Genomic DNA, 19,939 nt, shown 5'->3' with positions numbered 1-19,939 from the left:
CGATTATAGTATGTTTAGATGATTCCGCACCATCCTGCCGATCCGCCCGATCTGCCCGCGGGCCTTGTCAATCTTTACAAGCCGGTCGGCAAGAGTTCCGCGAATTACGTCTATCGTCTGCGGCCGATCTTCGGCCTCAAAAAGGTCGGCCACGCCGGCACGCTGGACCCCTTCGCCGACGGCGTGCTCATCGCCTGCATCGGAAAAGGGACTCGCCTGGTCGAGCGGCTGATGGAACTGCCCAAGCGTTATCGTACGACGCTGCGCCTCGGCGTCACCAACGAGACGTTTGATACGGAACGGCCCGCCGACCCCGTTGCCGGCGCGACTCCGCCCCCGATCGAGTCGATCCGTTCCGTGCTACGCCGCCTGACCGGCGAGATTCAGCAAGTCCCTCCGGCCTTCAGTGCCATGCGTGTCGGCGGCGTGCTCAGCTACAAGTTGGCGAAGAAGGGTCGCGCGGTCCCACACGCCCCGCGGCCAATCACCATTTACGGCAGCACGATCGAAGACTACGCGTGGCCGCTACTGTCGCTCGACATCAATTGCGGCCGCGGCACCTACATCCGCGCGATGGCCCGCGACCTTGGCGATGCGCTCGGCTGCGGGGCCATCTGCGAGCAACTTCGCCGCGAGGCAATTGGCCCGTTCACCGTCGACGATTCGATTCGCCTGGATCAAGCTTCCCCCGAGGCCGTCCGCGCTGCCCTCATCGCCGTGCCGGACGCGATCGCGCGGATCGAGGCGTACGCGCCGCCACCGCTGCCGCAGTCTCCGTAAACCGCACCGGCGTCCCGGCCCGCACCATTTCTCCCAACCGCAGTGCATCCCAATTCGTCAGCCGAAAGCACCCGTGCGAGCCGGTCTTGCCGATCAACTCGGGTTCCGGCGTGCCGTGAATCCCAAATCCGTCGAGCGACAGACCGATCCAGCACAACCCCACGGGGCTGCGCGGACCCGGCGGGATGACTAGCTTCCGTTTCACGTCCTTGACCTCCGGCCACATCTTCGGATCGAACAGATAATCCGGGTCCCGCCGCACGACGACGACCTTGCACGGCCCGCTCGGCCGCTTCCACTTGTGCTTCGCGATCGAGCAATGAAACAGCGCCGCCGTGCGACCGGCTTTGTCGATGACACGGATCGTCCTGGCGTCGAAATCGATATCGAGGCGCATCGCCCGCGGCGGTCGCAGCGACGACGCCACATTGGGAATGACGAGGGCGTCGCCCGCCTTGAGCCGGTCGAGATCCATTCCCGGGTTGAGCCGTCCGAGCAGCCAGCGACTGCAATGACCACGCTCAGCGACGAGCGCCGCGAGCGACGTGTACCGTAGTCGATCCACCTTGCTTTTGGCGATCCAGTTCGCCGGCGCGGGGGCCACGTCCGCCGCATCGACTTGGGAGATGACATAGCGCGTTACCGCCGGCTGGGAATCGTACCCCAGGGCCGCTCGCGTCACCGCATCCGCCTGACCCGTGGCGGGAAGACCCTTGAATCTCTGGAAGGCTTCGAGGGCTGCCTGCGTCTTGGCCCCCGGCCCGCCGTCGATCAAGCCCGGCGAAAACCCCGACCGATCGAGCGCCGCTTGGAGCCCGACCGCCTCCAGAGGCCCACCGGTCGCCGGAATCGTTAGGAATAGCACCGCAATTGCTGTAGCGGGCATGGCATCGCTCCGGGTTACGGCGGTTATGATTTATCGGCACTCCCGGCCGCCTCGCCCGATTCCCGGTCGCACGCCGCGACAGGCCGTAAGCTCACGACTTCGTCAATTATCGTCTGTCATCATCATCGCCCGCCGGCGGTAACGGCCACGAACGGTCTTAACCGCAAACACGATCCCCAGAATGAGGCTCATCGACATCGTCGCGCCAGCGGCGCACAGTCCGCACACGTTGTTCGGCATTTGCGGGGCCGATTCGAGGCAATCCGGGACTTGGTTGCCGTTGGCGTCGGTGTCAGGCGTGTCGCAACCGCAGATGCCGGGGGCGATCTTATTGGGATCCATCGCACAAAGGTCGAAGCAATCGGGTGTGCCGTCGCTGTCCGAATCGAGGTCCACCAAACCACAGCCACAGACGCCGGAGTTTGTCTTGGCCGCGTCGTCCGGACAGCCGTCAAGTGGATCGATCACGCCGTCGCCGTCATTGTCGGGAATGGCCAAAGGCTCGCCGTAAATGAAATCGTCCATCACGACAATGTCCGGGTTGCTCGGCGTCTGCGTAACGTCGTTCGGGCCCAAGGCCTGTGTCCCGCTCGTAATGCGGACGCGACGCACGACGGGTGCGTCAAACAAGACGCCAAGGAACGACAGGCCCTCATTGCCGGCCGACGCCAGCACGTGATGAGTGAACAACTGCGTGCCGCTGGCATCGAAATACTCAATCATGCTCGTGCTTGGAAGGTCCACATCCGTAAAGACCGAGCCGAAACCGCTGACCACCGCCGGGTCCAAAGTTCCCGGAATGACGAACTGTACCTCCAGCACATTGTTGTTCTGGGCGGAGAAGAGCCGCGGCGACGAGAATACAGAGAAGGCAGTTGGATACGTGGCGTTTATGTTTCCGAATTCATCGAGCGTACCAGGAACGGCAGGCGTCGCATCCGCGCTGACTTGAAAAGATATCCGAGAATCGCCGCCGAAAATGGCCCCTCGCGGCGCGATGGCATTGAAGAAATCCGCCGGTAGCCGTGCCGGTGCTGCGTCGTTATCTGCGCCGTCCCAGGTTATCTGGCGGCGCCCGCTCCCTTGGCTTCCGACCGCGTTGCCATTATTGGGATCCCCGAGCGCGGCGCGAAACGCGTCTACGGTCGCCTGTATGCCGGCCTGAGCGTTGGCCTCTGGACCGGCGGCGGTAGCCTCGAAAATCACCTGAGCGCGACTCGTTTGCATCGAGACCAGGACCAGACTTGCGGCCAAGACTCTTCGAGACATGTTCGGTACTCCGGGAAGCGTTGTGGATTTTTGGCGAACCCGCAGTTTCAGAGTGTACCCACGACAAAATGGTGCGGCAATGGATTTTTGCGCAAGGTGTACCCAGAGTTCTCCAAAAAAAGGCCAACGGTGCCGCTGATACCGCTGAACGTGAATACAGCAGAGGGGAAAATCCCCGGTGAAGACGCCACGACCTCCGGATATTCCCGTGTCGAAGCAACCGCCGCCGCTACGGCGTTATCGCACCCGGCGCATCCTCTGGGAGGCCGACAAAAGTCCGCGTCGTAGCCGGTGGCTCCGCCACCGGACGGGCCCAGGAACCATCCGCCAGCGTGCCAATGTCGAAGAGCCGCCGGAGTTCGGGGGTGAAATTCGGCCGGGGCAGGTTCCAGACCGTCTGCACCGCCGCGGGCCACGAAACACTCAAGGATCGCCAGGGGTGTGCGGAGGCGAGTTGGATCACTTCGTCCGGCTTTTCGACAGTGGCTGGCATTGGGACAAGGAGCTCAGACGTGGAGGAGGGGGCGGTGAAAGTGATCGACGGAAAGTCCAGCGGTGCGGGCGGCGCGGGACTTGGTGCAGGGGGTTCAATGGGTGGTGCGGCGTCGACCGAGGCAACAGATTCCCGCATCGGTTCATGGACGGTGGCAGGGTCGTCCACACGATCCGTCTGGATGGTGGCGCCCGCGTCGGGCTGCGCGCTTGAGCCTGGAAGACTGGTCAGTGAATCCGGAAGGGAGAAATTGCCGGTCGGGGGATCGAGCGAGTCGGAGGATGGATCGGGCTCTGCCGGCGGAGGCGGATCGACTTCCACGGGTTCGAGTTCCGCCGTACGGGCGATCGCGGTCGCGAACGGAATGGTCGTATCGATTCGCGCCGGGCCGCCGTTGGCGCGTGGCCGGGAGCTTTCGCCGGGGTCGGTATCGACCAGGGAAAGTGTCGGTGGCGGGTCGGGCTGCGCGACAGAAGACGCTGACACACGTTCCGACGCGTCGGTGATGGAAGGATCCGTCGCCGCAACGCCGCCGAGTTCTTCTTCCGCCGTCTTGGCCACAACCTGAAGCGGGAACGAGATGTCGAGGCCCAGATTGCCCGCGCGATCGACGGCGTCAACGCGGAACCGAATCTCGTGGTCCAGCGCGTTGGCGGAAAGCGGATGCGTGATCGAGCCGTTTTCGGCGAGGTCGCGTTGCAGTTCCACGGGGTTTTGTTCATCGCCCGTGAAATCCGTCAGGACTCCGATTCGGACTGGATACTCGCTGAGATGATAATCCGCGGCCTTCCAGGAAATCGTCACGACGTCGCCGACGTGGTACCACGATTGCTCGGGCTCAATGGTCACTTCGACGGCGGGCGGGGAGGTATCGACGTGATAGACGCGCTCGGGCAGCGGCGCGGTGTGGAGCGACGGCTCCTGGCCGGGGCCGACAAAACGGATTCCGTAGTCGCCATCGCCGTCGACCTCAAATGGAAAGAACGATTGCTCGCGGCCGAAGTAGCCGGCCTTGTTCCAGTGGAAGCCGTTGTTGTCCGTCCACCAGACCGCGACGCGCGGGGTCTCCTCGGGCGTGTAACCGTCGGGCCGGCGAATCATGACGACTTTTTCGCGGGTGAAGAAGTGGAGTGGATCACCCGGTTCGACGTCCGCCTCCGGCGTCGGTTCCTGCGCCGGTTTGGCATACTCGGGCGCGTCGTACGCCCACTCGTGGTAGGTGTTCGGCGGATCGAAAGGCGCGTCCGACTGTGCGTGCGGCTCGCGATCTTTTTTCCAGAACGGTGCTGGCATCTTTTGGCTGCACGCCGATGTCAGCAGCACCGATGCGAGCATGGAAAACGTGATGTACGGTTGAACGTGTCGCGGCATGGGGAGTGTCCTCGTGCGTTTGCGACGGGCGGTTGAACCGCGCCCGCCGGCTTCCCTCAAATAACACACAAACGGTCGCGACATTATCGACCCTTTGCGGGGCTATCCTTAAGCTGCGCCAATGGGTTATGCGAGGGAGGCGGCTTGAGATCAGGAGAGGCGTTGAACAGCCCGCCGAAAAAACCTTGCACCCGCGGTTTCAGCATTGAAATCGCGGGTCGAGCACCCGGGCGGGGCGGGGAAGAGGTTTCGCTCGGGGTGGGGCATCAGCCCCAGGATCCGCCCAGTGGCGTCCGTCAAACCGGCCACGTTTCCAATGCTGCCATTGGGGTTGGCGGGGAAATTGGGCGCGTTTCCGTCCGCAGAGACGTATTTCAGTGCGATCCGACCTTGGGCCTCGAGGCGGGTGATCGAGTCTTCGCCTCCCGCCGGAAGTACCTTGCCCTCTCCATGGGCCACGGGGAACACGAACGTCGTTTCCGGATCGAGAAACACACACGCTGGCGACGTGGCCCGCACGGTAACCCAACGATCCTCGTATCGACCGGAGTCGTTCAGCGTGAGGGTGCACGGCACGCCGCAGTCGCTGCCGGGAAGCAGCCCCATGCGGACGAGGACCTGAAAGCCGTTGCAGATTCCCAGAACGGCGCCGCCGCGGGCGACGAATTGGCCAAGGTCGTCACCCAGGTGGTGGACGAGTTGGTTGCTGAGGATTTTTCCGCTGGCGATGTCATCGCCATAACTGAAGCCGCCGGGGATGGTGAGGACTTGAAACTCGGCGAGGAGCCTCGGCTGCTCGACGAGGCGATTGACGTGCGCGGTCTCGACGGCCGCGCCAGCGTTTCGCCAGGCGAAGGCGGTTTCCTCGTCGCAGTTGATGCCGGCGGCGCGGAGAACAAGGACACGGAGTCTGCTGCCCATGGAGGGAGTGTAGTCGAACCGGAAGCAGAGTGAAAAAGCGACAACGACAACTGGTGCGGCGGTGGCCGGCATCAGCTTTTTGACTTCGCAATCCGCCGGTTTGAGAATACCGGCGATATGACCAGCCACTTTTCTGTCGTGTTGATGTGCGGGCTGGTGATCGGGACGGGTGCGGGCTGTCGGCCGGCGGAGTCACCGTCGGTTTCGTCCGCGCCCTCCGCTCCGCGGCGGATCATCTCCATCTCGCCCAACTCGACGGAGATCATCGCGGCCCTGGGCGCGGCGGATCGGCTCGTGGCGGTCAGCGACTTCTGCGTTTGGCCGGAGTCCATCAAAAAGTTGCCGCGCGTCGGGGGGCTCTTTGACGTCAACCTGGAAGCCATTCTCAGGTTGCATCCTGACTTGATCGTATTGCGCGGGCGGCACCACGGCGTCGAGCAGCTCTGCGCGTCCGGCGGCATACGCCTGTTTCGCGATCGAACCGAGAGCCTCGCCGACATCTTTGCGACGCTGGAGGAACTAGGCGAGGTCCTCGATTGCCGGGAGCAGGCGGCCGCCGCCCAACAGCGAATGCGCGACCGACTGATGGCCATCGTAAAGGCCGTCGACGGACGGGCTCGTCCGCGCGTGTTAATCACCCTGGCGCGCAGTACGGATGCGATTACTTCCGTCATGGTCGGCGGAAAGGGCACGTTTGTGGACGACATGATCACGGCCGCGGGTGGGCAAAACGTTTTTGGAGACTTGTCGGCGGCCTATCCGAGCGTCGCGCAGGAGGCGATCCTCGTGGCCCGGCCGGAGGTTATCATCGACGCGATGCCGGAAGTGAATCTGACGTCCGAGTTGGAAGCGAAGGCTCGTCGGCAATGGCGGGAGCTGGGGCCTCTGCCGGCCGTGGAAACAAACCGGGTGTTTCTTCTCTGCGACGAGAACGCCACCATCCCGTCACCCCGGATCGTGGACGTGATCGCGAAACTGGCGAAGTGGTTCCATCCGGAGGCGACGATTGACTGACGCCGAAGGCCCCATCCTTGCCGCCAGAGCGGTTTCGTTCGGCTTCTCGCAGCGACCGGACTTTCTCAAGCCCGTCTCGCTGGAGGTTGGACGGGGTCAGTGCTGGGGAATCATTGGGCCGAACGGCGCGGGTAAGAGCACGCTTTTGCGACTTCTCGCCGGGCTTCTGACGCCCCGATCCGGAGCGATTCTTCTTGGAGACCGCCCATTGGGCGAAATTGGGGTTCGTGATCGCGCCCGACAAATTGCCTTCCTCCCGCAGAGCCCGCCGCGCGACGTGGCCATGTCCGCCCGCGATATCGTACTCTTGGGGCGCTATCCGCATCGCCAGTTCGGTATTTTCGAGAGCGCGGTTGATTTCCAGATTGCGCATCGAGCGATGAGCACTACTCAGACCCTGGAGTATGCCGATCGGTCATTGTCCACACTTTCGGGGGGCGAAGCGCAGCGCGTGCACATCGCTGCCGCGCTGACCCAGGAGCCGGCGCTGCTGCTGCTTGATGAACCGACTGCGGCACTCGACCTCTTTCACCAGCTTTCGATCTTCGGGATGCTCCAGGGATTGACGCAGCAGTCGGGGCTGGCCGTCGTCGTGGTCACGCATGATCTGAACCTGGCCGCGCGATTCTGCACACACGTCTTGTTGCTCGATGATGGCCGGACCGTCGCGTCCGGTCCTCCGGAGTCGGTCATCACGCCGCGCGTCCTTGAACCGGTGTATGGCGTTCGGTTAGTGGCGGTGCAGGCCGGTCTGGGCCGCGAGTGGATCGTGCCGGCGGACGCCAAGGAGCGGAATACGCCATGACTCGGCTCAATCGCCGCCGCTATTTCACGTCTCTGGCCGTCGGCGCCGGACTGTTTCTGGTTGTCCTGGTTTTGAGTCCCGGCATCGGCAATCAATCGGATTCCATTGGTATCTTGGACGCCTGGCGGAGCTTTCTGCATCGCCACGACGCTCCGTCTCCGCCGATCGAGTACGTCATTGGTTTTCGACTGCGGCTGCCGCGCACGTTGCTTGCGTTGGAGGCGGGAGTCGCCCTGGCGCTGTGCGGGGCCGTCTTCCAGACGCTCTTTCGCAATGCTTTGGCCACGCCGTATACGCTCGGCATCGCCAGCGGCGGTTCCCTCGGCGCGCTGATGGCCATTTTCTGGGGGATCGAGTTCACGATCCTCGGGATCTCCGGCGTCACGCTTTTTGCGTTCATCGGCGCCCTCGCCGTGATCGCCGTCGTGTTTCTCTTTACGCGCGGAACGCGCCGCCTGACCACCAACGAACTGCTCCTGGCCGGTGTGACGCTGGGGATGTTCTGCTCGGCGATGATGATGCTCGTCACCTCGATGTCCAACGTCCGCCAGACCTTTGAGATCATTCGCTGGATGATGGGATCCCTGGAGTCGATCGGCCATCTGAATTGGGCGTCCAATCTGCCGCTGATCGTCCCCGCGTGCGCGCTTCTGCTGGCGTCCGGCCGGGCGCTCAATCAATATCTCCTCGGCGATGAACTGGCCGCGGCGCGCGGGGTGAACGTGGCGCGGCTCCAGGCCATCTGCATCCTATGTGGTTCGTTGGCGACGGCCTCTGTCGTCGCCGTCTGCGGGCCGATCGGTTTCGTCGGTCTGGTCGTGCCGCATGTGACTGCACTCATGGTGGGCCGCGATTGCCGAATACTGCTGCCCGTGTCAGCGCTGCTCGGCGGCGTCTTCCTGGCGGTCTGCGACTGGATTTCTCAGCTCGCCATGGTCTGGGCGGGGGCGCTTGCCGGTCAGAGTCTCGCCGTCGTGGTCCTGCCGATCGGGGTCGTGACCGCCCTGGTCGGAGTTCCGATTTTTCTGGTCTTGTTACATCGTCGGGTCGCGTAAGCGGTTGCCGTAGGGCGAGAGTCCGACTATCCTCGTAGGCGTGCGACCGTGTCATCTCGATGGAAACAATGGACCCCCCTGCCATGAATAAGAGAGCGCCGCGTCCTTTCTCGCGCCTTGCCATCGTCGTCGCTTCGTTGATCGGCGTCGCGGGGGCATCGGCGGGGCTGATCTACCTTCAGCATATCCAGCTCCCCAAACGGCTCTCCGAGGTCGATCCGGGAGTTCTCTACCGTAGCGCCCAGCCGAAGATTGCGCAAATCGACAACACGATCGAGGAATTCGGCGTCAAAACGCTGGTGATCGTCCGCGAAGGCGAGAGCCGCGCGGTGCCCGACGAAAAAGAACATGCCCAGTCTCAGGGGCTTCGCGTCATCCATATTCCGGTGGAGAGCCGAAAGCCGGTTCCCGACGAACACGTGAAGCGGTTTTTTGAGATCGTTGACGATCCCGCAAACCGGCCGGTTTGGGTACATTGTTCCGCTGGTCGTCATCGGACAGGATACCTGTGTGCGCTCTATCGCATCGAACGGATGGGATGGTCCGTCGAGGAAGCGACGGCGGAGATGATATCATTCGGCTTCGATAAGGCGGACCAGTCGCCGGTACTGGACCAGTTGAAGGCATACCGGCCGGGTCGCTGGAAGAAAACGGCGACGACCTCGCCATCCGACCAATGAACTTCGGCGAGCTGTTCATGAGCTTCACGAATTCCGCCGCCACCGCGGTCAACTTTGCCCCTTCCCGCTCGGCATCGCAAATGGTCCTGGGGGCCGCCGGCGACGTGTTTGACTCGAACTGGGCGGTGTTCGGCCTGGCGGCGGAGGCGGTCATCGCGCTCTGCATCGCGTCGCAATGGATCGCCACGCACCGGGCGAATCGATTTGTCCTTGTCCCGTGGACGATTTACCTCGGCATCACGGCGACGTTCATGCTGGCGGTATACGCATGGATCGTGCAGGAGTGGATTTTTCTGCTCAGCCAACTGTTAAGTGCGCTGATCGGGCTTCGCCTGCTCGCCTGGTTGCGCGAAACACCGGCGCCCATTCGGCCGGGTGAGAAGCCCAAATTACCCGTGGTGGCGCCGGATTCAGCGGAACTCAAGCTCCCCCGTAAGGAACCCCCGTCCGGGATCAAGTCGACGTCGAAAGTCCCTGGTTAATCGCCGAACTTCAGCGGGCGCCGAGGGTCGAATGGATGCCCGCCGCCGCGAGCTTGCCCTGTTGGACGGCGTCCACCACCTCCGCGCCCTTGCTCGTGCAATCACCACCGGAAAAAAGTTTGGGAACGCTGGTGGCCCCCGTCCGGGGATCGACGCGGACCTTGCCTTTTTCGATGGCGAGGCCGGGGATGGCCTGGTAGAGATTGAGCAGCGGCTCCTGGCCGAGGGCTTTGACGACCATATCGGCGGAGAGCGTGAAGTTTGATCCAGGAATCATCTCCAACTTGGCGGTGCGGCCTTCCCCCGTGGCCCGCGTACGAAGAAACTCCACGCCGGTCACCTTGCCGCCCTGCCCGACGAAGCGGACCGGCGCCGCGGAAAACTCCCACAGGACGCCGTCCGATTTGGAAAGCTCGTACTCGTAAGCAAACGCCGGCATGTCGGCGGCGGACCGGCGGTAGGCGATGGTGACGTGTTCCGCGCCGAGGCGAACTGCGGCCGTGGCGACATCGACGGCGGTATTGCCGCCGCCAATGATGATCATTCTACGACCATACTTGCAGGCTTCCAGGGGGAGCGTGTGAGTCTGGAAGATAAAATCGAGGGCCTCCCACACGCCGTCCTGATCTTCTCCCTCTATATTCAGCGGGGCCGTCCGGCCCAGCCCGACCCCCAGAAATACGGCGTCGAATTCGCCCAGCATCCGGGCGATCCCGGCGCCATCGACAGGACTCTTGAGACGCAAATCGATCCCCCCGATCTGCATCACGCGCTCCACTTCCGAGATGGCGAACTTCGTGTCGTACTTGTAGTAGGCGATGCCGTAGGTGTTGATGCCGCCGGGCATCTCGCGGGCCTCGAAGACGGTCACCGCGTGTCCGTGCTTGCGAAGCTCGTGCGCGCACGTCAGCCCGGCCGGGCCGGCGCCGATGACGGCGACTTTTTTTCCCGTCGGCGGCGCGGCTTCAAAAAAGGATACGCCGACTTCCGTCGCGCGGTCGCAGGCGAAGCGCTGCAGCCGACCGATTTGCACCGGCGCCTTTAGCAGCGTGTTGTCGACGCACGCGCCTTCACAGAGCACTTCCGTGGGGCAGGCGCGGGCGCACGAGCCGCCGAAGATATTGGCGTCCAGGATCGTCTCGGCGGCGCCCAGCGGATTCTTGTGGAGGATCTGGCGGATGAACTTGGGAACATCAATATGGGTGGGACAGGCCCGCGTACAGGGGGCGTCGTAGCAGAAAAGACACCGCGACGCTTCCGTGAGGGCCTCATCCGGAATCAGCACCGGATCGAGATCGGCGAAATTCCGGGCCAACTCGGCGGCGCGCTGATATGACGGGATGTTTCCCATAGGTAGGGCGATTATAACGGTGCAAAACTTCGGCATTGCGGTCGGGCATCCAAAACCCATCGAAATGGGGTAGGCGACAACCGCATCCCAATGCGCAATTGCTGCATGCCATCATTATCGGAACTTCCTTTATCGGCCTTGGGATCGATACTAGGGATTGTGGTCATGTCACTCCGACAACCGATCGGGCCATCCCGGCATCGGATCGCCGGCATCGCGAGCGCAAGTATTGGCAGCGAAGGACTTATAACCGATCGCCCGATAAGAGCGCGGGGGAATTCACAATGCGCGAAAAAAGGCACAAAGTCGACGGGCTCAACATATAGTGGTGGTACGTAAAAACGCTTGGAGTTTGAGTGAAGACCCGGTCGATATCCAAGGTAGCGAGTTCTGCCCCAAATCTGACCGGTGTTCTCAGGCAAGAATTGCCGGCCGATGCGTGCGGCAGGACTGACAAACGTGGAGATTCGAGAACTTCGCCGTTGAATCTCGCGTAATGAGCAAGTATCGGACCTGTGATTTTATCGGCAAGTTTCGGCGAGGTATGTCATGAACGAGATTAACACGATCGGCACCCTGGCAACGTCACCCACCCTTCGCGATTTCGCGAATCACGCTTTTGAACGCATGGATTCCGGCAACGCCGCCGTTCTGGAGGACAGCGTAGAGATCTCGGAACTGGCCGATTTCCTGAGTCGGCTGGCGGAATTGCCGGAGGCCCGCGCCCGCAAGATCGTCGAGGTTCGAAACGCCATTCTCAATGGGACGTATGAGTCCCCCGACAAGCTCGAGATCGCGGCCGAACGCATCCTGACGGATCTGTAGGCGCGAACCGCCGCGGCGCTTAAGCGTACAAACCTCTACCTCTCCTTTGCATTCGGTCACCGAAACGGGTCTGGCCATGGCCGGCCCGTTTCAGTGTTTTTACCCCCGATCGCCGCGGTTGGCGGCCGACGATGGTTGTAATACAATGTATTACTACCGGGATGGGATGGTCATGCGCGGGATATCTGGATTGGTAAGTCTGGCCCTGTTGCTCGCTCACGCGGGCGGCTGTCGTCGGGAAATGGCCCCGGTGCAGGCAATCGATGTCGTGAGGGCCGTGGTGACGATCCTGCCGCAGGCGTATTTCGTCGAGCGCGTGGGCGGATCGCGCGTGGCCGTGCAGGTCCTCGTCGGTACCGGTCAGTCCTATCACAGCTACGAGCCGACCCCGCGGCAGATCGCCGACCTTTCGGAGGCGCAGGTGTTTTTCACGATTGGCGTTCCGTTCGAGCGCACGTTGGAGGAAAAGGTCCGTTCGACGCGGCCCGACCTTGTCGTGGTGGATACGCGCGCGGGGGTCGCGATGCGTCACGCGACCGATCATTGCGGACACGAGGGTCATGATCATGGTGAAGGAGGAATGGACCCGCACATCTGGCTGGACGCGAAGCTGGTGAAGGCGCAGGCCGCGACGATCGCCGCCGCGCTGGCGCGACTGGACCCCGATAATGCCGACGAATACGAGAAGAACCTGCGGGCGTTTCAGGCCGACCTGGATGCGGCGGATCAGCGGGCCGCGGCGGCGCTGGCCCCATTCAAGGGCCGCGAGTTTTTTGTCTTTCACCCGACCTTTGGTTACTTCGGGGACGCCTATGGCTTGAAGCAGGTCGCCGTCGAGGAAGGCGGCAAGGAGCCGGGCGGGCGGCAACTGGCGGCGATGATCGAACAGGCCCGGCAGACCGGCGCACGGGCCATCTTCGTGCAGCCGCAATTCTCGTCGAGCGCGGCCCGCACCGTCGCGGCGGAGATTGGGGCCGAGGTGGTGACGATCGATCCGCTGGCCCGCGACTATTTGAACAATTACGTCGGCATGGCCGAGAAGATCGCGGCGTCGCTGCGCACCGGGACCGGCCAGGCGACAGATCGGGTGACACAAGCGCAATGATGAAGGTCCCCGCGACAGAACGGCCCACATCGGACTCCGCCTCGCCGGCGAGCCGGGCGAACGGGCGATCGATCATCGAGTTCGAGGACGTCTCTTTTGCGTACGAGCGGGAACCCGTCCTGAAGGACGTGACGATCCGTATCGCCGAAAGGGACTTCGTGTCCATCGTGGGACCGAATGCCGGGGGGAAGACGACGCTGCTCAAGTTGATTCTCGGTTTGCTCACCCCGTCGCGCGGGACGCTTCGCGTCTTCGGCGTGACGCCCGAACGGGCGCGACCGCGCGTCGGGTACATGCCGCAATACGCGCAGCTCGATCCGCAGTTCCCGGTCAGCGTGCTGGACGTCGTTCTCATGGGACGCCTGGGCATGGGACGAATCTTCGGGCCGTATGGTGCCGCGGATCGGCGCGTGGCCCAGCGCGTCCTGGCGGAGGTCGGACTCGCCGACATGGGCCGCCGGCCGTTTTCCATGCTGTCCGGCGGCCAACGCCAGCGCGTGCTCATTGCCCGTGCGCTGGCCTGCGAGCCGGACCTGCTCCTGCTCGATGAACCCACTTCCAACCTCGACATCGGTATCCAGGACGATTTTTACGAACTCCTGCGCCATCTTAGCGAGCGCCTGACCGTCATACTGGTGTCGCACGACGTGGGATTCGTCTCCAAGCTGGTCCGAACGGTCGTGTGCGTGAACCGTACCGTTTCGGTGCACTGCGCGACCGAACTGGGCGGCGACGCGATCGTCGCGCTGTACGGCCGCGATGTGCATATGGTCCACCACGATCACGATTGCCGCCACGAAGGGGGCCACTCCTGATGGGCGAGTTCTTCGAGGCCGTCGGCAAGCACGATTTCGTCCGCTTCGCGCTGGTCACGGGCGTGCTGACCAGTGTCGCCTGCGGGATCGTCGGGACCTATGTGGTGACGCGGCGGATTACGTACATCGCCGCGAGCATCTCCCACTGCGTCCTTGGGGGCATGGGTGCGGCGGGCTATTGCCGGGCCGTGTACGGCTGGCAGTTCTGTCATCCACTCGCCGGGGCCCTCGTCGCCGCGCTCGTCGCAGCGTTGATCATCGGCTGGGTCACGCTCCGCGCGAAACAGCGCGAGGACACGGTCATCGGGGCGATCTGGGCGATCGGCATGGCCATCGGCATCCTCTTCATCGCCAAGACACCGGGCTACAGCGAAGACCTGATGAGCTATCTCTTCGGCAATATCCTCATGGTCTCCGGCCAGGACCTCTGGCTCATCGCCGGGCTCGACATCGTCGTCGTGCTCATGGGCCTCTTGTTTTACAACAAGTTCCTCGCCGTCTGCTTCGACGAGGAGTTCGCCCGGCTGCGGGGGATTCGCGTCGAGTTCTACTACCTGCTCCTGCTCTGCCTGACGGCCCTGACGGTCGTGGTTCTTATCAAGGTCGTCGGCATCATCATGGTCATCGCGCTGCTCACGCTTCCGGTCGCCGTCGCGGGGCAGTTCTCGCGGACGCTCCTGGAGATGATGGGCCTCTCCGCACTGCTGAGCGTCGTTCTGACGACCGGCGGTCTGGCGATCAGCTACGGCCCCAGTCTTCCGACGGGGGCGACGACGATCGTGCTGGCGGGGGCGGTTTATCTGCTGGCGCTGGCGGGTGGGGGAGTCGTTCGGCGCGTGCGACGGAGTTGAATGGACAGGATTTGCAGGATTGACAAGATTTTGGATTGCACTTCCGCAGATGGTGCGAACGGGGATATCCTCTTCTTGTAGCCGGTAAGCTCAGTAAAACTTCCTTTCTTCTCCCTCTGGATCGATGTAAATCATCCCCGGTCGCTGTCCGTACTTCGCATCCAGCGCATCGTCCAGCCTTTTCATCAATTCGACAAAGGGAATGTCTTCGTATTCCTTGCCCGTCAACATCAGCAGTGGTCGAACGTATTCCTGCCCACACCGTTCCGTCCCCTTCTCATCGCCCGCTTCGACGAAAAACACCGCTCGCATGATCGATCCTTCCGGATCAACCGGCGGCGGCAAAAACTCCCACTCGGGCCCGGTGTAATCGATGTGCGGCGGTATACCCTGGACCAGGATGTCCACAAACTCCTTGTCGCCAAAGCGTTTGACGCCAATCTCAGCCACCGTTGCGTAGATGCTCATAGCGGATAAGTCTAGCATCAATTCCAGAGAGCTGACTGTCCGGGCTCGACGGCGATCGCTGGTGACAAGACGGAAGCGCGCCGCGTGGCACGGAAATTTTTTTTTGGCCGAGAAAAGCCGAGACAAGGTGAAAAAAGATGAAAACGCCGAGTGGTGGCGTTCCGGCGGGTCCCCCCGGTGGGTGAATGAGCCTGAACGAGGCGGAACGAGGCTGAATCCGCCCGCCCCGCCACGGCGAGGTCCTGCGGACACGGCGGGTAAACTCCTGGCGCCGATGGGCACAGTTTTTTTTGAAGCGCAATTGACCGCAAACGAGCGCAAAGGCGAGGCTTGGGCGTTGAAGATGGACCGCTGCACGTCGCGCAGAAAAAAATAAAGTGGTTGTATTGGCCTGACAAAGTTCAATTTCTTGAATTCTCGACGCATGGGCGGGGAATCTCCGGGGCTGTGTCCCTCGGTCTTCTGCGAGAGATACGGCCTGCCTTTCTTTTTCCTTCCTGCCCATAACACTTGCTCAGTGATCCCTGTAAAAATGGGGCGAGGGACGAAGGGTTCATGGGTCCAAGACTGGGGCGTGAGGGAAGAACGCAGAAAACGCTTTGCCGCGAGCCTGCGGATGATGTTAACACTTTAACCTGCCCCAACGGGGCTTCGGCACTAGCCCAGGGTTGTCCCGGTGCACCGGGGCTACCCTGGGTCAACGTCGCGGCCAGCGCATCCACAACCCTGTAAGGGTTGAGGCGCAACCCCGATGGGGTTGGGTGGTTTCGCGGGCGTTTGTTGTCCCAGGGTGGGTCGCTGCGGCGACCAACCCTTGGGCTAGCGGACATCAACTCCGTTGGCGTTGAATGCACTCCGTAATCCGGATATGCTGCTGTTCCACGTAAGATACAGTGGTAAGAAATCGGCCACGCGACACGGAATGCCGGGCAAAGCACTTCGCCCTGATCGCTTCCGAATTGATCTGGTAATCTAACCGTGTCTGGAGTGCTAAATGGCTCGGCCAAAACATGCTTGGCTGTCAACACATAGTGGACTGGATCTGATATGGCGAAAGTAAAGAAGACGCCCTCGGCAAGTGGCTCAGAGTCCTCTACCAAACGGTCATACCTAAAGCAGGCGGACGTACCGGCAGCGTCCCTCGATGATGCGCTGCGGATACCTCAAGCAATCGTTGACAACTATGCCGGAAAACCCACGCCCCCTCTTCAGCTTGCGAAGGCGCTCGACGTTGATCCGAAGGGGTCCCAGATTCGCCTGCTAACCGGAGCGGCAATCGCTTTCGGTTTGGTCGATGGCGGCGCTCAAGCCGCCTCAATATCCGTAACCGAGCTAGCGCGGCAGATAGTGCGCCCGACTGCTGAAGGGGCCGATGTAGCAGCGAAACGTGAGGCTGTTCTTAAGCCGCGTATTTTTTGTGATTTCTTGCGCCAGTACGATGGTAACGCATTTCCTCGTTCGGACATCGCCATGAACGTTCTAGAGGGAATGGGGGTCCCTCGTGAAAAGACGGCCGAGGTACTGGAGCGGATTGATGCGTCGGCGCGCTCTGTTGGTTTTATCGAAGAGATCAAGGGAAAAAACTACGTCACCCTGCAGGGTGCAGTGACACCGCCGTCAGAATCGACAGAGACAACTCCTCTGGGAGAACCAGAGAGTGAACTACCTGTTCGTGACACGCCCCGGACACCGGCGGCACCTCCGGCAGTTCAGCCAAAGGGCGCTGAATTCACGGCGGCTATTGTTGATGACTTCCGCCGCCGACGGGTGTTCATAACGCATGGGAAGAGTCGGGACCTAGTCGACCCGATCAAAAAGCTCCTTGAGTTTGGTGAACTCGAAGCCGTCGTATCTGTGGACCGACAGTCAGTATCGAAACCAGTCCCTGAAAAGGTGATGGGCGACATGCGGGGCTGTGGAGCTGCAATCATCCACGTCGATGCCGACCGCACGATTGTGGACAAAGACGGCAACGAGCATGTCGTGCTCAATCCAAACGTTCTCATTGAGATTGGCGCTGCGATGGCTTTTTACGGTAAACGCTTTATTCTGCTCGTTCGCGAGGGCGTAAAACTCCCGTCAAATCTGCAAGGGCTGTATGAGGTTCGCTATTCGAACGACACCTTGGATGCGGGCGCTACTATCAAGCTCTTAGAGGCGATCAAAGACATCAAGAACTACCCACTTCCTGGGCAGGAAGTTGAAAGCTAACAATAGGATGAAGCAGACGACATTGATGCGGAACTTTCGCTAGAAAAAGGCATATGACAACAGAATATTGGATCGGCGCGCTTGGTGTTGCAGCCACTCTCTTGGGCGTTATCGTGACTTGGAGAGTTGCGCGCTACTCGCAGACTAGACGAGAACTCACGTATAAGGTGACAATGGAACCAATTCTACGTAGCCCCATTCCCGCATTGGAAGCTACGGACTTGCGAATATCCTACAAAGGCGAGGAGCTGCCAGAACCGGTACTTCTTTCTGTGGATGTAACCAATACGGGAAACGCAGTCATCGAAAATCCACCAATAGAGATTCGCGCGCCCGGAGCCACGTACGTAATACCCGGTTACTTTGAGTCACCGCCGCCTGGTTATGAAACAATTTGGATGTTCGAACGCAATGATGGAGAATCCTGTGCAATTCGCTTACCGCACATCAATCCAGGTCAGACGGCAAAAGCCAGAATGTTGATGGATGAAATGCCAGGTCAACTCCCTCAATTCATTTGCCCAATGGCCGGAGTCTTCGTCAGGCGACAAATGTCGATTAAGGTTAACAAGTTTGTGCAATTTATAGTGGACATTATTTCTCCGCAGTTGGGCGGCGCGATAAGGTCGTTGACTGAGTAGCGAATAGTGTGAAGTGAGGGGGACATTCTGCTTTTGCGATATGCCTTTTCCTTCTGAAATCAGCACCACGGGACGGGGGATTGATCCGCTCTAAAGGGCTCGGCAGGAGCCCCACTACGACGAGGTCTTCGACTCGCCGTCACAAGTCGTGCGCACGGGGTAATCGTACCCTTACCCTATTCCTCTTTCTGATAGGGAGAGGGAGAGTTCATCGGCTAATAGCCGGTGCCACAAAGGCAGACAATCCCGCCCTTACCCACTCTTTGTAAGGGGAGAGAATCACCGGCCAGCAGCCGGTGCCACACTTGCCGGGGCAACACACTTCATCAGCGCGGCGTACACCAGAAACGAAATCCCGAAGCTGATGAACCAGGCGTAGTGGTACATCTGAATCCAGAAATCGGGGACCTTGATGGAGGGAGCGACCGTGCCGATGAAGCCGGGGACGCAGGGGGCGATGCCGAGGACCAGCGCGATGAGGGCGATGGGATTGAAGCCTCCGGTGTACCAGTAAGGGCCATCCTTGACGTATAGACCGTGCAGGTGGAGGCGGGTTTTGCGGATGACGAAGTAGTCGGCGATGAGGACGCCGCCGACCGCGCCGAGGAGACCGGAGTAGGCCACGAGCCACGTGAAAATATAACCATTCGGGTCTTCGACGAGCCGCCAGGGCATCATCACGACGCCGATGACGCCGGTGATGTAGCCGCCGATGCGGAAGTTGATTCGCTTCGGCCAGAGGTGGGCGAAGTCATTGGCCGGGCTGACGACATTGGCGGCGATGTTGGTGGCCAGCGTCGCCAGGCACAGGGCGAACATGGCGACAACCAGCACGGCGCGATTCTCGAAACGCGAGAGCAGCACGATCGGGTCCCAGAGGCTCTTGTCTTCGCCGTAGATGACAAAGGCGGCGGAGGTGACCGCGACGCCAATGAAGGAATACAGGCCCATCGTCGCAGGAAGGCCGATGGTTTGCCCCAATACCTGATCGCGCTGGGAATACGAGTACCGCGTGAAGTCCGGGATGTTGAGGGAGAGGGTGGCCCAGAAGCCGACGTTGGCGGTGAGGGCGGGGATGAAGAAGGACCAGAATTCGCCTTCCTGCTCGCCGCCGGAGCTGAATTCCGACGGCTGATTGAGCATGGAACCGAACCCGCCGGCGCGGTCATAGGCCCACCAGAGCAGGGCGAGACCGAGGACGATGAGCAGGGGGGCCTTGATGTTGAGCAGGATGCGGATGGACTCGATGCCCTTGTAGATGACGAAGATGTTGATGCCCCAGAAGAAAAGAAAACAGGCGAACTCGGCCAGGTTGATGCCTAGAGCCGTATCCGGCAATTGTCGCCACGCCGGGAAAAAGACAGCGAGGATCGAATAGATGGCCCAGCCCCCGATCCAGGTCTGGATGCCGAACCAGCCGCAGGCAACGAGGGCGCGGAGCATCGCGGGGACGTTGGCGCCGAGGATGCCGAACGACGAACGGCAATAGACGGGAAATGGGATGCCGTACTTGGTGCCGGCGTGGGCGTTGAGCACCATGGGGATGAGGACGATCACGTTGCCGAGGAATACGGTGAGGACGGCCTGCCACCAGTTCATGCCGCCGGCGATCAGGCTGGAGGCAAGCATGTAGGTCGGAACGCAGGCCGCCATGGAGATCCACAGCGCGGCGATGTCCTTCAGGCCCCATTTACGATCCGCGAGCTTCGTCGGAGCCAAGTCTTCGTTGTGATAGGACGATTCGACCGGCGCGTAGGTGAGTTCATGGATGCCGCCGGTCACGCTGACGAGGGGCGAATGACCGTCCGACTCGATGAGGGCGGGGTCGACGGGGGTGTCTTTGGCGGTCATTTGTGGGGTGCCTTGAAGACCATCACGACAGTGCGGCCGGGCCGGTAACGTCGCGGAAGGGCCGT

Annotated in this window: 19 protein-coding genes; 12 read left to right on the top strand and 7 right to left on the bottom strand. The window is 61.5% G+C overall.

All coding sequences use genetic code 11. The features are described from left to right. Window positions 1–18 precede the first annotated feature (18 nt). Window positions 19–780, top strand: coding sequence for a tRNA pseudouridine(55) synthase TruB (gene truB, locus VJZ71_12180; GenBank protein ID HKQ48820.1), 762 nt, complete (start codon window positions 19–21; stop codon window positions 778–780). Here truB and VJZ71_12175 read toward each other — a convergent pair. The 4 genes from VJZ71_12175 to purQ form a co-directional block, all read right to left on the bottom strand. Next, window positions 710–1,666 carry a L,D-transpeptidase gene (locus tag VJZ71_12175; GenBank protein HKQ48819.1) on the bottom strand — a complete coding sequence of 319 codons (957 nt, stop codon included), beginning with the start codon at window positions 1,664–1,666 and terminating at the stop codon, window positions 710–712. The genes truB and VJZ71_12175 overlap by 71 nt on opposite strands. A 102-nt stretch (window positions 1,667–1,768) precedes the next feature. Continuing rightward, window positions 1,769–2,935, bottom strand: coding sequence for a hypothetical protein (locus tag VJZ71_12170; GenBank protein ID HKQ48818.1), 1,167 nt, complete (start codon window positions 2,933–2,935; stop codon window positions 1,769–1,771). Between the two features lie 229 nt (window positions 2,936–3,164). After that, entirely contained in the window at window positions 3,165–4,799 is a 1,635-nt protein-coding gene (locus VJZ71_12165) for a hypothetical protein (protein ID HKQ48817.1), read from the bottom strand. A 150-nt stretch (window positions 4,800–4,949) separates the two neighbouring features. Continuing rightward, window positions 4,950–5,849 carry a phosphoribosylformylglycinamidine synthase I gene (purQ, locus tag VJZ71_12160; GenBank protein ID HKQ48816.1) on the bottom strand — a complete coding sequence of 300 codons (900 nt, stop codon included), beginning with the start codon at window positions 5,847–5,849 and terminating at the stop codon, window positions 4,950–4,952. On the opposite strand from purQ, the gene VJZ71_12155 reads away from it, so the two are divergent. From VJZ71_12155 to VJZ71_12135, 5 genes are all read left to right on the top strand, one after another. Continuing rightward, window positions 5,838–6,734 carry a helical backbone metal receptor gene (locus tag VJZ71_12155; GenBank protein ID HKQ48815.1) on the top strand — a complete coding sequence of 299 codons (897 nt, stop codon included), beginning with the start codon at window positions 5,838–5,840 and terminating at the stop codon, window positions 6,732–6,734. The genes purQ and VJZ71_12155 overlap by 12 nt on opposite strands. Then, complete coding sequence (locus VJZ71_12150; GenBank protein HKQ48814.1) at window positions 6,727–7,539, top strand: ABC transporter ATP-binding protein; 813 nt, start codon at window positions 6,727–6,729, stop codon at window positions 7,537–7,539. The genes VJZ71_12155 and VJZ71_12150 overlap by 8 nt, the downstream gene beginning before the upstream one ends. After that, complete coding sequence (locus VJZ71_12145) at window positions 7,536–8,594, top strand: iron ABC transporter permease (GenBank protein HKQ48813.1); 1,059 nt, start codon at window positions 7,536–7,538, stop codon at window positions 8,592–8,594. The genes VJZ71_12150 and VJZ71_12145 overlap by 4 nt, the downstream gene beginning before the upstream one ends. Window positions 8,595–8,677: 83 nt before the next feature. Continuing rightward, window positions 8,678–9,274, top strand: coding sequence for a tyrosine-protein phosphatase (locus VJZ71_12140; protein HKQ48812.1), 597 nt, complete (start codon window positions 8,678–8,680; stop codon window positions 9,272–9,274). 17 nt (window positions 9,275–9,291) lie between these two features. Beyond that, window positions 9,292–9,756, top strand: a complete 465-nt coding sequence (locus VJZ71_12135; protein ID HKQ48811.1) for a hypothetical protein — start codon at window positions 9,292–9,294, stop codon at window positions 9,754–9,756. Between the two features lie 10 nt (window positions 9,757–9,766). Here the strand turns inward: VJZ71_12135 and VJZ71_12130 are convergent, their stop codons facing one another. Then, a complete protein-coding gene (locus VJZ71_12130) occupies window positions 9,767–11,107 on the bottom strand; it encodes an NAD(P)-dependent oxidoreductase (protein HKQ48810.1) in 1,341 nt (446 codons plus the stop codon). Window positions 11,108–11,656: 549 nt separating this feature from the next. On the opposite strand from VJZ71_12130, the gene VJZ71_12125 reads away from it, so the two are divergent. The 4 genes from VJZ71_12125 to VJZ71_12110 all read left to right on the top strand — a co-directional run bounded on the left by VJZ71_12125 (window position 11,657) and on the right by VJZ71_12110 (window position 14,703). Then, window positions 11,657–11,932 (top strand): flagellar biosynthesis anti-sigma factor FlgM, encoded by a 276-nt coding sequence (locus VJZ71_12125; GenBank protein HKQ48809.1) that lies wholly within the window; start codon window positions 11,657–11,659, stop codon window positions 11,930–11,932. 172 nt (window positions 11,933–12,104) lie between these two features. After that, window positions 12,105–13,037 carry a zinc ABC transporter substrate-binding protein gene (locus VJZ71_12120; protein ID HKQ48808.1) on the top strand — a complete coding sequence of 311 codons (933 nt, stop codon included), beginning with the start codon at window positions 12,105–12,107 and terminating at the stop codon, window positions 13,035–13,037. Then, window positions 13,034–13,852, top strand: a complete 819-nt coding sequence (locus VJZ71_12115) for an ABC transporter ATP-binding protein (GenBank protein HKQ48807.1) — start codon at window positions 13,034–13,036, stop codon at window positions 13,850–13,852. The genes VJZ71_12120 and VJZ71_12115 overlap by 4 nt, the downstream gene beginning before the upstream one ends. Continuing rightward, complete coding sequence (locus VJZ71_12110; protein ID HKQ48806.1) at window positions 13,852–14,703, top strand: metal ABC transporter permease; 852 nt, start codon at window positions 13,852–13,854, stop codon at window positions 14,701–14,703. The genes VJZ71_12115 and VJZ71_12110 overlap by 1 nt, the downstream gene beginning before the upstream one ends. A 90-nt stretch (window positions 14,704–14,793) precedes the next feature. On the opposite strand, the gene VJZ71_12105 is transcribed toward VJZ71_12110, so the two are convergent. After that, window positions 14,794–15,171: a hypothetical protein gene (locus VJZ71_12105; protein HKQ48805.1), complete on the bottom strand. Its 378-nt coding sequence runs from the start codon at window positions 15,169–15,171 to the stop codon at window positions 14,794–14,796. Between the two features lie 1,047 nt (window positions 15,172–16,218). On the opposite strand from VJZ71_12105, the gene VJZ71_12100 reads away from it, so the two are divergent. Both VJZ71_12100 and VJZ71_12095 read left to right on the top strand, forming a co-directional pair. After that, window positions 16,219–17,382 (top strand): TIR domain-containing protein, encoded by a 1,164-nt coding sequence (locus VJZ71_12100; GenBank protein ID HKQ48804.1) that lies wholly within the window; start codon window positions 16,219–16,221, stop codon window positions 17,380–17,382. Between the two features lie 53 nt (window positions 17,383–17,435). Continuing rightward, entirely contained in the window at window positions 17,436–18,023 is a 588-nt protein-coding gene (locus VJZ71_12095) for a hypothetical protein (protein ID HKQ48803.1), read from the top strand. A gap of 279 nt (window positions 18,024–18,302) precedes the next feature. Here the strand turns inward: VJZ71_12095 and VJZ71_12090 are convergent, their stop codons facing one another. Beyond that, the gene (locus VJZ71_12090) at window positions 18,303–19,874 is read right to left on the bottom strand and encodes an NCS1 family nucleobase:cation symporter-1 (GenBank protein HKQ48802.1); all 1,572 of its coding nucleotides are present in this window, start codon (window positions 19,872–19,874) and stop codon (window positions 18,303–18,305) included. Between the last annotated feature and the right edge of the window lie 65 nt (window positions 19,875–19,939).

The sequence above is a fragment of the Phycisphaerae bacterium genome, assembly GCA_035275405.1.
In the GTDB taxonomy this organism is placed as follows: Bacteria; Planctomycetota; Phycisphaerae; order UBA1845; family UTPLA1; genus DATEMU01.
This window is presented reverse-complemented; position numbering and strand designations above follow the sequence as displayed.

Coding starts and splice junctions, on each gene's coding strand:
- truB (HKQ48820.1), top strand. CDS start 19: ATGATTCCGCACCATCCTGCCGATCCGCCCGATCTGCCCGCGGGCCTT.
- VJZ71_12175 (HKQ48819.1), bottom strand. CDS start 1,666: ATGCCCGCTACAGCAATTGCGGTGCTATTCCTAACGATTCCGGCGACC.
- VJZ71_12170 (HKQ48818.1), bottom strand. CDS start 2,935: ATGTCTCGAAGAGTCTTGGCCGCAAGTCTGGTCCTGGTCTCGATGCAA.
- VJZ71_12165 (HKQ48817.1), bottom strand. CDS start 4,799: ATGCCGCGACACGTTCAACCGTACATCACGTTTTCCATGCTCGCATCG.
- VJZ71_12155 (HKQ48815.1), top strand. CDS start 5,838: ATGACCAGCCACTTTTCTGTCGTGTTGATGTGCGGGCTGGTGATCGGG.
- VJZ71_12145 (HKQ48813.1), top strand. CDS start 7,536: ATGACTCGGCTCAATCGCCGCCGCTATTTCACGTCTCTGGCCGTCGGC.
- VJZ71_12140 (HKQ48812.1), top strand. CDS start 8,678: ATGAATAAGAGAGCGCCGCGTCCTTTCTCGCGCCTTGCCATCGTCGTC.
- VJZ71_12135 (HKQ48811.1), top strand. CDS start 9,292: ATGAGCTTCACGAATTCCGCCGCCACCGCGGTCAACTTTGCCCCTTCC.
- VJZ71_12130 (HKQ48810.1), bottom strand. CDS start 11,107: ATGGGAAACATCCCGTCATATCAGCGCGCCGCCGAGTTGGCCCGGAAT.
- VJZ71_12125 (HKQ48809.1), top strand. CDS start 11,657: ATGAACGAGATTAACACGATCGGCACCCTGGCAACGTCACCCACCCTT.
- VJZ71_12120 (HKQ48808.1), top strand. CDS start 12,105: ATGCGCGGGATATCTGGATTGGTAAGTCTGGCCCTGTTGCTCGCTCAC.
- VJZ71_12115 (HKQ48807.1), top strand. CDS start 13,034: ATGATGAAGGTCCCCGCGACAGAACGGCCCACATCGGACTCCGCCTCG.
- VJZ71_12110 (HKQ48806.1), top strand. CDS start 13,852: ATGGGCGAGTTCTTCGAGGCCGTCGGCAAGCACGATTTCGTCCGCTTC.
- VJZ71_12105 (HKQ48805.1), bottom strand. CDS start 15,171: ATGAGCATCTACGCAACGGTGGCTGAGATTGGCGTCAAACGCTTTGGC.
- VJZ71_12100 (HKQ48804.1), top strand. CDS start 16,219: ATGGCGAAAGTAAAGAAGACGCCCTCGGCAAGTGGCTCAGAGTCCTCT.
- VJZ71_12095 (HKQ48803.1), top strand. CDS start 17,436: ATGACAACAGAATATTGGATCGGCGCGCTTGGTGTTGCAGCCACTCTC.
- VJZ71_12090 (HKQ48802.1), bottom strand. CDS start 19,874: ATGACCGCCAAAGACACCCCCGTCGACCCCGCCCTCATCGAGTCGGAC.